Origin of the sequence: Cohnella sp. SGD-V74, assembly GCF_003001675.1 — a bacterium.
In the GTDB taxonomy this organism is placed as follows: domain Bacteria; phylum Bacillota; class Bacilli; order Paenibacillales; family Paenibacillaceae; genus Cohnella.
In genome coordinates this window covers 470,703-483,013 of record NZ_PVYW01000003.1, presented here as the reverse complement: position 1 = coordinate 483,013, position 12,311 = coordinate 470,703, and the positions used below count along the sequence as shown (strand labels likewise).

The window sequence follows — 12,311 nt, the reverse complement described above, 5'->3', positions numbered from 1 at the left end:
AGGGAAGAAATCATTGGCCGACACTCGGCCTTCAGGAGGGGGAGCCACTTTTGGCTTGTAAAGAGACACGAAAACCATCCGACAAACGCCCTTACGCCTGGCTGCTTGCCGGGCTATTGACGGCTGCGCTGATCGCGCCGTCCGCGGCCTATGCCAAGGAGCCGGCGGTGAAGCAGCCGGTCACGGACTTGGCCTCCAACGCCAAATCCGCGATTCTGATGGATGCGGACAGCGGAACGGTCATCTATGAGAAGAACAGCACGTTGGCTCTGCCTCCCGCCAGCATCACGAAAATCATGACGATGCTGCTGGTGATGGAAGCGATCGACGAAGGCCGACTGAAGCTGACCGACAAGGTGACGGCGAGCGAATACGCCTCGTCGATGGGCGGTTCCCAGATCTTCCTGGAGCCCGGAGAGGAGATGACCGTCGAGGATATGCTTAAGGGCGTCGCCCTCGCTTCCGGCAACGACGCTTCCGTAGCGCTCGCGGAGAAGCTGGGCGGAAGCGAGCAGCAGTTCGTGGCGATGATGAACGAGAAAGCGGCCGAGCTTGGCATGGCCAACACGAAGTTCGTCAACTGCAACGGTCTGCCCGCGGAAGGACATGTATCCTCCGCCCGCGACATCGCCATCATGTCCAGGGAACTGCTGAAATACGAAGGCATTACGAAATACACGGGACTGTATCAGGATTACTTGCGCAAAGGCAGCCCCAAGCCGTTCTGGCTCGTGAATACGAACAAGCTCGTTCGCTTCTACAGCGGAGCTGACGGCTTGAAGACCGGTTTTACGAGCGAAGCGAAGTTCTGCTTGTCGGCGACGGCGCGCCGGGACAACCTGCGTCTGATCGCCGTCGTGATGGGCGAGCCGAACACGAAGACGCGCAATGCGGAAGTCTCGCATTTGTTCGATTATGCGTTCGCTCAATACACGAACGTCCCGATCTACAAGAAGGGCGACCCGATCGGAACGCTGCCGGTGGAGAAGGGCAAAGTCGCCAAAATTCCGCTGACGGCCAAGCATTCGTACAGCGTCCTCCTGAAGAAGGGCGACGCGGGCAAGGGGATACGCCATGAGCTCGTGCTGGAGCCTAACGTTAAGGCGCCGGTCGCGATCGGACAGCCGATCGGCAAGCTGATCGTCTACCGCGGCAACGACGTCCTGACCGAGTTTCCGGTGGAATCGCCGGTGGCGGTCGAACGAGCGGGATGGTGGTCGCTGCTGCGCCGCACAACTGGACACTTGTTCTTCTCGGATTCGGATTAATTCGGCGATATGGCGGCACGACGAACAGAACGTCGCCGCCTCTTTCGCGCGTTTTGTCGAATCGGGAGGGCCAGCTTCTAGTTTTGTCGGAGGGCAGGAATGGGAGAGCGTTTCGTAGAATTGGTGACGAGCAAGCAGGTTATGGGGAAGGGGAAATGAAGATGAGCTTACAGGTCGAGCTGGAGCAGCAACGCAACGTTTTGATCGTCCGCCTGAGAGGGGAACTGGACCATCACACCGCGGACATCGTCCGTTACAAGATGGAGGACGCGATCCTGCGCGGCCGATGCGATCACGTCGTTCTTAGTCTGAAAGATTTGCAATTCATGGACAGCTCGGGACTCGGCGTCATTCTCGGGCGCTACAAGCTGATCAAGGGTCGCGGCGGCAAAATGGTCGTGTGCGACACGCAGCCGAGCGTCAAGAGGTTGTTCGAACTGTCGGGGCTGTTCAAGATTCTATCGTTCTACGATTCGGAGCGTTCGGCAGTCGCCGGTCTGGAGGTCGTATCATGAGCGGACATAATCATATGAAGCTCTCATTCGCAAGCCGTTCCGAGAACGAGTCGTTCGCCAGAGTCTCCGTCGCCGCGTTCGTCTCCCAGCTCGATCCTACGCTGGAGCAGCTGGACGAGATTAAGACGGTCGTATCCGAGGCGGTCACCAACGCGATTATTCACGGATACGACGGAAGAACGGACGGCATCGTCACCGTGGAAGCGGAAATCGACGGAGATACGATCAGCCTGTCCGTAAGCGACCAGGGCAGAGGGATCGAAGATCTGGACTTGGCCAGACAGCCGCTGTACACCTCCCGTCCGGAGCTGGAGCGTTCGGGAATGGGCTTCACGATCATGGAAAATTTCATGGACGAATTCGACGTCGTCAGTTCGGAAGCAGGGGGCACATCTCTTCGGATGAAAAAACGGATCGAGTCGAAAAAAGCGTTGTTTAACTAAAAACCGTGCGGCAGGGGTTGGAGGCATGGAAGCAGAATGGAAACGATCGTCTCCGCCGGCATACTTGGATGACAGCGAAGTGAAGCGCCTCATCGCGCTTAGTCAATCCGGGGATACGACCGCGCGAGACACGCTCGTTAATAGCAATATTCGCCTGGTATGGTCCGTTGTCCAGAGGTTCGCCAATCGCGGCTACGACAGCGACGACCTGTTCCAGATCGGCTGCATCGGCTTGCTGAAGTCGGTGGACAAGTTCGATCTTTCTTACGACGTGAAATTTTCGACCTACGCCGTTCCGATGATCATCGGGGAAATCCAGAGATTCCTCAGGGACGACGGCACGCTGAAGGTGAGCCGCTCCCTGAAGGAAATGGCCAACCGCGTCCGCAAGACGAAGGATGAGCTGTCCAAGCGGCTCGGCCGCGCGCCGACGATCGGCGAAGTGGCCGAGGAGCTCGGCGTGACGCCGGAGGAAATCGTGTTCGCCCAAGAAGCGAACAAGCCGCCGACATCGATTCATGAGACGGTGTTCGAGAACGACGGCGACCCGATTACGCTCATGGATCAGATCGCCGACGAGTCGCAGGAGCGTTGGTTCGACAAGCTGGCGCTGACGGAGGCGATCCAGGGACTGAGCGACAGGGAGAGGCTGATCATCTATTTGCGCTATTTCCGCGATCAGACGCAGTCCGAGGTGGCCGGCCGGCTGGGCATCTCGCAGGTTCAAGTGAGCCGGCTGGAGAAGAAGATCCTGCAAAATATCAAAGACCAGATCGCGCAGTAGGCCGAAGCCTGTAAGGCGCGATCGAGGGAGGCGGACTGCCGGGAAACCGGCGGCCGCCTCTTCTTTTTTTCCCAATTCGCGGTTACGATGACCGCTTCCATTCCATACTAAGCGAAATGCCGAATGGGGAGGGGGTAGCATGGGCCGTTCCGAAGAGGATTCCACAGTCGTCTACGTCCGCATGCGCAGGCGAGCCGTTGTTCGGCCGGGAGCGGTCGTCTACCTGGGAGACGTCGCGAGACTGGTGACGGAGACGGCGCTGCAGAAGCGGCTGGAGAAGCTTCCGCTGCACAAAGTGACCGCCGCTGACGGAAATCTGGTGCTGATCGACATGCTGCAGGTGGTCAAAGCCATTCGCGAAGCGGAGCCGGGCTTGGTCATCGAGACGTTCGGAGAGCCGCACGTGCTGCTGGAAATATCGCCTGCCGGGGAAGTCAAACCGCGCAAAGTCGTGCTCGTGCTCGCCTGGCTCCTGCTGTTCTTCGGCTCCGGGATGGCGATGATGAATTTCCATGCCGACGTCAACATGCCCGCGGTGCAGCTGCGGATAACCGAGCTGATCACCGGGAAGGGGAGCAAGCATCCGTGGCTGTTTCAAATTCCGTATTCGATCGGGGTCGGAATGGGCATGCTGCTGTTTTTCAACCGGCTCTTGCGCAAGCGGCTGAACGACGAGCCTAATCCGCTGGAGGTGGAGATGTTCATGTATCAGGAAAACGTGAACCACTACGTCATTACCGAGGAATATCGCAAAAAACACGAAGACAGGACGGGAAGAGATGGTGGCTGAAGCGCTGCGTGGCTTGCTGCTCGCCGTCGTGAGCCTGGCGGGCGGCTTTGCCGTCGGGAGCGCCTTCGTGGCGCTGTTGATCGTGCTCGATCTGATTCCGAGGCTGGTGCAATTGACAAGGGCGTATCGACGGTCCGCCGTATTCGAATCCGCCATCCTGATCGGCTCGCTGTACTGGATTTGCGCCGATCTGTTCGACTGGACGTTCCGGCTGTCGGCCCGCTATCTGCTCATTCCGGCGGCGTTTCAAGGGCTGTTCGTCGGCATGTTCGCGGCTGCATTAACGGAAGTGCTGAACGTCATCCCTATCGTCTCTAAAAGATTAAAGCTTAAACCTTACTTATTGCCGTTGCTGATGGCCTTGGTATTCGGCAAGGTGACGGGATCCCTCGTCGATTGGCTGTGGCTGCAGCCTTAAGGAGCGTGAACATGATGGAAACGACCGAACACGGAAGCATGGATTTGAAGAACGCCGGCCGTCCGATGAAATTCCCCAAGGAATTGGGCGAAGAGAGCGGACGGCACGAGGACGATAGAGGGCCGTCGGGACGAAGAAGGTCGGGCCGGAGAGACGAAGAAGACTCGCAAGACCGCGAAGAGGGCTCGCATGCCCGGGGAGGCTCGCAAGATCGGGAAGAAGGCTCGCATGCTCGGGGGGAGGACTCTCGGAAGCGGGATGAAGGGGAAGGCGGAAAGCAAGACAAAGAAGAGGAGCCGATGCCCTCGGCCTCGGAGACGGCCCGCAAGTCCCAGGAGCGAATTCCCTCTGATCTTGAGCGGTGGAAGGAGCTGCTGACCGAGACGATCGGTCTCGACAAGAGCTTCGAAGTCCAAGTGCGCGAGATGACGTTCGGCGGCAGGAAGGTGGCGATGCTGTTCCTTAGCGTGTTCGCCAAGGACGCGTCGCTGACGGAAATTATCAAAAGACTGACCTATCTGGATCCCGACAGCTCGCTCGATTCCGATGCGCTGCACGCTTTTCTCGAATGTTACGTGCCCGCGGTCCAGATCAAGAAGACGGAATCGTTCCCGCAGATGATCGACGAAGTTCTGATGGGCAACACGGCGTTCTACGTGGACGGGCAGCCGGCCGCTCTCATGATCGACGCGAAGTCGTTTCCGGCGCGAAGCCCGGAGCAGCCTTCGCTGGAGAAGGTCGTCAGAGGCAGCCAGGACGGCTTTACCGAGACGCTGCTGACGAACGTCGCGCTCGTCCGGCGCCGGCTTCGCGATCCGAATTTGCGCTTCGAGATCATGAAGGTCGGCAGACGCACCCAGACCGACGTCTGCATCGGATACATCGACGATATCGCGAATACGGAGCTGGTGGAATCGATCCGGGACAAAATCCGCGCCATCGATATCGACGGCCTTCCGCTCGCGGACAAGCAGCTGGAAGAGATGACGGTCAGCAGCAGCTGGAGCCCGTTTCCCATGGTGCGCTACACGGAAAGGCCGGACGTCGTCGCGGCGCAATTGCTCGACGGCAGCGTGACCGTTCTCGTCGATACGTCGCCCAGCGCGATTTTGCTCCCGACCACTTACTTCGACCTGGTGCAGCATGCGGAAGAGAATCGGCAAAATCCGTTCATGGGCTCCTATATGAGGTGGGTGCGGTACTTGGGCATTATCGCGTCGCTTGTCCTGATGCCGCTGTGGTTTCTGTTCAACGCGAATCCCGGCATCCGTCCCGATTGGCTGTGGTTCGTCGGAACCGACAAGGCGGGTCAGATCCCGCTTATTCTCCAGTTCGTCATTGCGGAGATTGGCGTCGATCTGCTGCGGCTTGCCGCCGTTCATACGCCTGCGCCGCTCGTCACTGCGATGACGCTGCTCTCGGCGATCTTGATCGGGGACATTGCGGTCAAGACCGGACTGTTCGTCAACGAGGTCATCCTGTACATGGCCGTATCCGCGATCGGGATGTTCGCGACGCCGAGCTACGAGCTGGGACTGGCCAACCGAATCATTCGACTGGGCTTGCTGCTGTCCGTCTTTTTCTTCCAGGAAATCGGTTTTGTCCTGCTCGCTACCGCCACGCTGCTGTATTTGACGTTCAAGAGGTCGTTTAACGCGCCATACCTGTGGCCGTTCTTGCCTTTTAACGCCGTCGCTTTCCGCAACATTCTGTTCAGAATGCCGCTGTCGACCAACAAGAAGAGACTTTCCATTTACCGGACCAAAAAAAATCGCAAGCAACCGGTTTAACGGACAATATCGCGACCTTCGCCGTTTGGGCTTGAGATGGGCGAACCCGCCGGCGAGTCTTCGTGATCAAAAGCGAACTTTTTGAACAACCTCTTGAAGGTTAATGCAAATGTTGTGGCAAATCCTCCATATCCCCTTGGCCGGTTTTCCGTTATACTGAGTGTTAAAGTGCAAACACCGGAAAGCCGCACGACGGCCCGATTCCGGAAATATTCGCCAAAGGGGAAAGAAGTTATGTTCTTGCATGGTACGAGCAAAATAAATAGCAAAGGTCATCTGGAAATCGGAGGATGCGACGTTACGGATTTGGCGAAGCAGTTCGGCACTCCGCTGTACATCGTGGACGAGGAGCTGGTGCGCGTGCGCGCCCGCGAATTCATGGAAGCTTTCCGCGCGACGGGCATGCGCCATCAAGTCGCTTACGCCTCCAAGGCGTTTTGCGTCATGGCGATGTGCCGCGTGGCCGAAGAAGAAGGCATGAGTCTCGACGTCGTGTCCGACGGCGAGCTGTATACGGCGCTTCAGGCGGGTTTCCCGGCCGAGCGCATTCATTTCCACGGCAACAATAAAACTCCCGAAGAAATTCTGATGGCGCTGGAAGCGAACATCGGCTGCTTCGTCGTCGACAACTTCAACGAGCTGCACCTTCTGAACGCCCTGGCAGGCGAACAAGGCAAGCGCGTGAACGTGCTTCTGCGCATCACGCCGGGGGTCGAAGCCCATACGCACGATTACATCTCCACGGGTCAACAGGACTCGAAGTTCGGTTTCGACCTGGGCAACGGCACGGCGTTCAAAGCGATCGAGACGGCGATCTCCTTGCCGAATCTGAAAGTGCTCGGCGTCCATTCCCATATCGGCTCGCAAATTTTCGAAGTCGAAGGCTTCCGGATGGCGGTCGAAAAAGTGTCCGCCTTCGCGGTGGACATCCGCGACAAGCTGAACCATACGTTCACGGTACTGAACCTCGGCGGCGGATTCGGAATTCGTTACGTGGAAGGCGATCAGCCGCTGCCGCTCGGCACTTACGTACAAGCGATCGCGGACGCCGTTCGCACGACTTGCGAGAACGCGAACTTCCCGCTTCCGGAAATTTGGATCGAACCGGGCCGCAGCATCGTCGGCGATGCCGGCACGACGCTGTACACGGTCGGAACGAGCAAAGACATTCCGGGCGTGCGCAAATATATCGCGGTGGACGGCGGCATGACCGACAACCCGCGTCCGGCTCTGTATGAGTCCAAATACGAGGCGGTTCTGGCGAACCGCGCCAACGACTCCGCGGCAGAGGTCGTCTCCGTCGCGGGCAAATGCTGCGAGAGCGGCGATATGCTTATCTGGGATTTGAACCTGCCTGCCGTACAATCCGGCGATCTGCTCGCCGTGTTCTGCACGGGAGCGTACAACTACGCGATGGCGAGCAACTACAACCGCATTCGCCGGCCTGCCGTCGTCTTCGTGAGAGACGGCCAGGCGGATCTCGTCGTCGCCCGCGAGACGTACGAGAACATCGTCGGCAACGACGTCATCCCGCAGCGCCTGCAGAAACAAGCGGTCGCGAAATAAGCATGGCACTGAGCGCCGCGTCCCTGCACAGGGGCGCGGCGTTCATTTTAGCGGGGGTGCATCGCGTCCGTCCGAGAATCTGGCAGCGCTGCCAGAGCGGCGTTACAGCGGCTTGTCGACATGGACAGGTGGTGCGACGGCAAGGAAATGTTGTAAAATAGGGTGAACCGAACTTGAGGAGGATACACCATTGGCTAAACAAGCAATTATCAAAATGGCGGACGGCAACGAAGTCGTCCTTGAACTGTTCGACCAGGACGCGCCGGGCACGGTCGCGAACTTCGAGAAGCTGGCTAACGAAGGCTTCTACGACGGCATTCCGTTCCACCGTGTCATTCCGAACTTCGTCGCGCAAGGCGGCTGCCCGAACGGCAATGGAACCGGCGGACCAGGCTACACGATTAACTGCGAGCACAACAAGAACAGGCACGAGCGCGGAAGTCTGGCGATGGCTCACCGCGGACCGAATACCGGGGGCAGCCAGTTCTATATTTGCTTCCAACCGCAGCCTCACCTGGACGGCGTACATACCGTATTCGGCAAAGTAACGTCCGGCATGGAGCATGTGGACGCGTTCAAAGGGCAGGACAAGATGGAATCCGTCCGCGTCAGCTGACAATAATTCCAACCTGACCGCTTGCAATTTGGCAGGCGGAGTGATACACTGACATACAATAGTTGCTTATCCTTCGGGGCGGGGCGCAATTCCCCACCGACGGTGATCGGCAGCACTTCGGCCATCGATCGCATCGAAGCCGATTTCGCCGCCGTCAGTCCGTGACCCGTCATCGCTTCTTCCGGTTGATCCGGCGGACGCTTTGCGGTGGACCTGGTGAGAATCCGGGACCGACAGTAACAGTCTGGATGGGAGAAGGAAGCACAGCGGCCATGCCGTGTCAAATTGGAAAGCGTCGACTCGCGGGTAACGGGGAATCCGGCATGTGTCGGACTTGATTGTTCCTTTTTTCACAAACCTGCGTTGCGACGGGTTGTTTCAGTATGCTTGTCGATTCGATTCTAAGCTGCTGTTTCCCCTTGCTTTTCGGGACACGACCTGAAGGCCTGTTTATCGCTGTGCATTTAACGCCCCCGGGATGATTCGCTCCCGGGGGCTTTTTGTCTGACCGACGGCAGGAGAGGAGGAGACAGATGGACATACTGAATGACGAATATTACATGCGGTTGGCGCTTAATTTGGCGGACGGGGCTTCCGGACAGACCGGCGTTAATCCCGTCGTCGGCTGCGTCGTCGTGAAGGAAGGGCGAATCGTCGGCTTGGGCGCCCATCTGAAGCGGGGCGAAGGCCATGCGGAAGTGCATGCGCTGAATATGGCCGGCGCTCAGGCCCGCGGGGCGACCGCATATGTCACGCTTGAGCCTTGCAGTCACTACGGACAGACGCCGCCTTGCTGCGAGCGGCTGATCGAAGAAGGCGTGTCTCGCGTCGTCGTCGCCGCGGTCGATCCGAATCCGCTCGTCGCCGGTCGGGGGATCGCCAGACTGCGCGAAGCGGGCATCGAGGTGCTGACCGGCGTGCTGGAGGCGGAAGCGTCTGCTCAGAACGAGGCGTTCAACAAGTTCATTCGTACCGGACTGCCTTTCGTTACGCTGAAGACGGCGCTAAGCCTGGACGGGCGCATCGCCACGCATACGGGCCACAGCCGCTGGATTACGGGCGCCGCGGCCCGGGAAGCCGTTCACACGCTGCGGCATCGCCACAGCGGGATTATGGTCGGCGTGCAGACGGTGCTGGCCGACGATCCCGAGCTGACGACCCGCCTCGGCGTGCCTGCGCTGAACCCGACGCGCATCGTCGTCGATTCCAAGCTGAACGTCCCTTCGACCGCAAGAGTGCTGAACGACGCCGCCCCGACGATCGTTCTGACTACGCTTCAAGCGGACGAGGGGAGAGCTGAGCGGCTCAGAGAGCTTGGCGCGGAGGTGCTGCGTCACGGAGACGGCGAGCGCGTCGATCTGGCTTCGGCGATGAAGGCGCTGGGGGAACGAGGGATCAGCTCGGTGCTGCTGGAAGGCGGCGGCGTGCTCAATGGCGCTATGCTGGAAGCGGGCCTCATCGATAAGGCGATGCTGTTCTACGCTCCGATTATCGTCGGAGGAGAAGGGGCTCCGTCCGCATTCTCCTATGTCGGCCCTAACGAAATGTCCGCGGCGCTTCGTCTCGCGAGAGTAACGATGCAAAGCTACGGAGACGATTGGTGCGTGACCGGGTATCCCGACAACCGGCTTGCCCCACCCGGGGCGGAACCGCTTGAGCGTGCAGGCAAGGAGGAAGACTAACCATGTTTACGGGACTTATTGAAGAAATGGGCGTGCTGCGCTCGGTGCAGCGAAGGGGAGAGGCGATGATCCTCGGCATCGCGGCTTCCAAGGTATTGGAGGACGTCAAGCTCGGCGACAGCATCGCGGTCAACGGAGTATGCCTGACCGTCGTCGAGTTCGATAGAACGAGCTTCGCGGTGGACGTGATGCCGGAAACTTACCGTCACACGAACCTGAGCGCGCTCAAACCGGGCGCTCCGCTGAACCTGGAGCGGGCGATGCAGGCCGGAGCCCGGTTCGGCGGACATCTCGTGCAAGGACATGTGGACGGCACGGGGACGATCAGAGGTCGAACGGCCGAAGCCAACGCCGTCGTCTTCGCGATCGAGCCCGACGATCGGTCCATGCTGCGCCACGTCGTGCAGCAAGGCTCGATTACGCTGGACGGAATCAGCTTGACGGTCGTCTCGACCGACCCGGATGCCGGCGCGTTCACGGTATCGATCATTCCCCACACGCTTCGCGAAACGGTGCTGCAGCACAAGCACCCGGGCGACACGCTTAATATCGAATGCGATATTCTCGGCAAATACGTCGACCATCTGCTGAACTGGCGGGATCAAGCTCCTTCCGCTCGCAAGGCCGGAGGATTGACAGAGTCGATATTGCGCGACAACGGATTTATGTGAAAGGAGAGGCCAACATGGAAGAGCATCAGTTTGACCGGATTGACGACGCGATCGAGGATTTGAAGCAAGGGAAGATCATCATCGTCGTCGACGACGAAGACAGGGAGAACGAAGGGGATCTGATCGCGCTGGCCGATAAGGCGACGCCGGAAGTGATCAACTTCATGATCAAGGAGGCCCGCGGGCTGCTCTGCGTTCCGATTACCCAGGAACGCGCGGAAGCTCTTGACTTGCCGCCGATGGTCAATCACAATACGGATTATCACGGCACGGCGTTTACCGTTTCGGTCGATCACGTGTCCACGACGACGGGAATTTCCGCTCACGAGCGTTCGCTGACGGTGCAGGCGATGATCGATCCGGAGGCTAGGCCGGGCGACTTCCGCAGGCCGGGCCACATTTTCCCGCTGATCGCCAAGAACGGAGGCGTGCTCAGACGGGCGGGCCATACGGAAGCGGCGATCGATCTGGCGAGAATGAGCGATTCCGCGCCGGCGGCCGTTATCTGCGAAGTCATCAAGGAAGACGGAACGATGGCGAGATTGCCGGATCTGCAGATTTTCGCCCGGGAGCACGGACTGAAGCTGATCACGATCAAGGATCTGATTCATTACCGCAACGAGAAGGAGAAGCTCGTCAAGCGGGAAGTCGCCGTACGCCTGCCGACGGACTTCGGAACGTTCCAGGCGATCGCCTATTCGAACGAAGTCGACCGCAAGGAGCATGTCGCCTTCGTTAAGGGAGAGATCGACGGTTCCAGGCCGGTGCTCGTGCGCGTGCATTCCGAGTGCTTGACCGGCGACGTGTTCCATTCCCATCGCTGCGATTGCGGTCCCCAATTGGAAGCCGCGCTCAGGCAGATCGACGAAGCGGGCAGCGGCGTGCTGCTCTACATGCGGCAGGAAGGACGCGGCATCGGCCTGATCAACAAATTGCGGGCCTACGAGCTGCAGGAGCAGGGATTGGATACGGTCGACGCGAATATCAAGTTGGGATTCGCGCCCGACTTGCGCGATTACGGCATCGGGGCGCAAATTTTGAAAGATCTCGGCATTCGCGACATTCGGCTGCTGACGAACAATCCGCGCAAGATCAAGGGTCTGGAAGGGTACGGCTTAAACGTCGTCGAGCGCGTTGCGATCCAGATGCAGGAGAACGAAGACAATACCGGATATTTGCATACCAAAAAAGCGAAGCTGGGCCATCTGCTGTCGTTCCAAGGCGAGCCCGACTACAACATTTGAGAGGATGAACGAATATGTCTATCGTATATGAAGGTCACTTAGTATCCAAAGGGTTAAAATACGCGGTCGTCGTCGGAAGATTCAACGAGTTTATTTCGTCCAAGCTGCTCGGCGGAGCGCTTGACGCGCTTAAGCGCCACGGGGCGCAAGAGGACGAGATCGAGATCGCATGGGTTCCGGGAGCGTTCGAAATTCCGCTGATCGCCCAGAAGCTGGCCGAGAGCGGCAAATACGACGCGGTCATTACGCTCGGCGCGGTCATCCGCGGCTCCACGCCGCATTTCGACTACGTCTGCAACGAAGTAGCGAAGGGCGTTGCCGCGATTTCGCTGAAGACGGGCGTGCCGACGATCTTCGGCGTGCTGACGACGGACAGCATCGAGCAGGCCGTGGAACGCGCGGGAACGAAAGCGGGCAACAAAGGTTGGGACGCCGCTGCGACGGCGATCGAGATGGCGAATTTGACGCGGGCGATCTCCGGCTGATAAGATCTTATTTTAGGGATAGACAGGATCGTGCGCAGA

General features: G+C 59.0%; 13 protein-coding genes and 1 riboswitch. All 13 genes read left to right on the top strand.

What is annotated here, in order from left to right; all coding sequences use genetic code 11:
* Positions 1–50 precede the first annotated feature (50 nt).
* The 13 genes from B0G52_RS07110 (at position 51) to ribH (ending at position 12,272) form a co-directional block, all read left to right on the top strand.
* Positions 51–1,268 carry a D-alanyl-D-alanine carboxypeptidase family protein gene (locus tag B0G52_RS07110; protein ID WP_369827020.1) on the top strand — a complete coding sequence of 406 codons (1,218 nt, stop codon included), beginning with the start codon at positions 51–53 and terminating at the stop codon, positions 1,266–1,268.
* 161 nt (positions 1,269–1,429) lie between these two features.
* Positions 1,430–1,783 (top strand): anti-sigma F factor antagonist, encoded by a 354-nt coding sequence (gene spoIIAA, locus B0G52_RS07105; protein WP_094042887.1) that lies wholly within the window; start codon positions 1,430–1,432, stop codon positions 1,781–1,783.
* The gene (spoIIAB, locus tag B0G52_RS07100; RefSeq protein ID WP_094042821.1) at positions 1,780–2,226 is read left to right on the top strand and encodes an anti-sigma F factor; all 447 of its coding nucleotides are present in this window, start codon (positions 1,780–1,782) and stop codon (positions 2,224–2,226) included. Before spoIIAA ends, spoIIAB begins: the two co-directional genes overlap by 4 nt.
* A 25-nt stretch (positions 2,227–2,251) precedes the next feature.
* Positions 2,252–3,010 (top strand): RNA polymerase sporulation sigma factor SigF, encoded by a 759-nt coding sequence (gene sigF, locus B0G52_RS07095; RefSeq protein ID WP_094042820.1) that lies wholly within the window; start codon positions 2,252–2,254, stop codon positions 3,008–3,010.
* Positions 3,011–3,149: 139 nt separating this feature from the next.
* Positions 3,150–3,800, top strand: coding sequence for a stage V sporulation protein AA (locus tag B0G52_RS07090; protein ID WP_094042819.1), 651 nt, complete (start codon positions 3,150–3,152; stop codon positions 3,798–3,800).
* Positions 3,790–4,218 (top strand): stage V sporulation protein AB, encoded by a 429-nt coding sequence (locus B0G52_RS07085; protein WP_094042818.1) that lies wholly within the window; start codon positions 3,790–3,792, stop codon positions 4,216–4,218. The genes B0G52_RS07090 and B0G52_RS07085 overlap by 11 nt, the downstream gene beginning before the upstream one ends.
* A 14-nt stretch (positions 4,219–4,232) precedes the next feature.
* A complete protein-coding gene (locus B0G52_RS07080; RefSeq protein ID WP_483296160.1) occupies positions 4,233–6,008 on the top strand; it encodes a spore germination protein in 1,776 nt (591 codons plus the stop codon).
* Between the two features lie 234 nt (positions 6,009–6,242).
* Positions 6,243–7,574 (top strand): diaminopimelate decarboxylase, encoded by a 1,332-nt coding sequence (gene lysA, locus B0G52_RS07075; RefSeq protein WP_094042817.1) that lies wholly within the window; start codon positions 6,243–6,245, stop codon positions 7,572–7,574.
* A gap of 190 nt (positions 7,575–7,764) precedes the next feature.
* Positions 7,765–8,190 (top strand): peptidylprolyl isomerase, encoded by a 426-nt coding sequence (locus B0G52_RS07070; RefSeq protein ID WP_094042816.1) that lies wholly within the window; start codon positions 7,765–7,767, stop codon positions 8,188–8,190.
* 65 nt (positions 8,191–8,255) lie between these two features.
* A riboswitch (FMN riboswitch) is annotated at positions 8,256–8,454 on the top strand.
* 269 nt (positions 8,455–8,723) lie between these two features.
* Positions 8,724–9,872: a bifunctional diaminohydroxyphosphoribosylaminopyrimidine deaminase/5-amino-6-(5-phosphoribosylamino)uracil reductase RibD gene (gene ribD / locus B0G52_RS07065; RefSeq protein ID WP_094042815.1), complete on the top strand. Its 1,149-nt coding sequence runs from the start codon at positions 8,724–8,726 to the stop codon at positions 9,870–9,872.
* Between the two features lie 2 nt (positions 9,873–9,874).
* A complete protein-coding gene (ribE, locus tag B0G52_RS07060; RefSeq protein WP_094042814.1) occupies positions 9,875–10,543 on the top strand; it encodes a riboflavin synthase in 669 nt (222 codons plus the stop codon).
* A 14-nt stretch (positions 10,544–10,557) separates the two neighbouring features.
* Positions 10,558–11,787, top strand: coding sequence for a bifunctional 3,4-dihydroxy-2-butanone-4-phosphate synthase/GTP cyclohydrolase II (locus tag B0G52_RS07055; protein ID WP_094042813.1), 1,230 nt, complete (start codon positions 10,558–10,560; stop codon positions 11,785–11,787).
* Positions 11,788–11,801: 14 nt separating this feature from the next.
* Complete coding sequence (gene ribH, locus B0G52_RS07050) at positions 11,802–12,272, top strand: 6,7-dimethyl-8-ribityllumazine synthase (protein ID WP_094042812.1); 471 nt, start codon at positions 11,802–11,804, stop codon at positions 12,270–12,272.
* Positions 12,273–12,311: the final 39 nt, after the last annotated feature.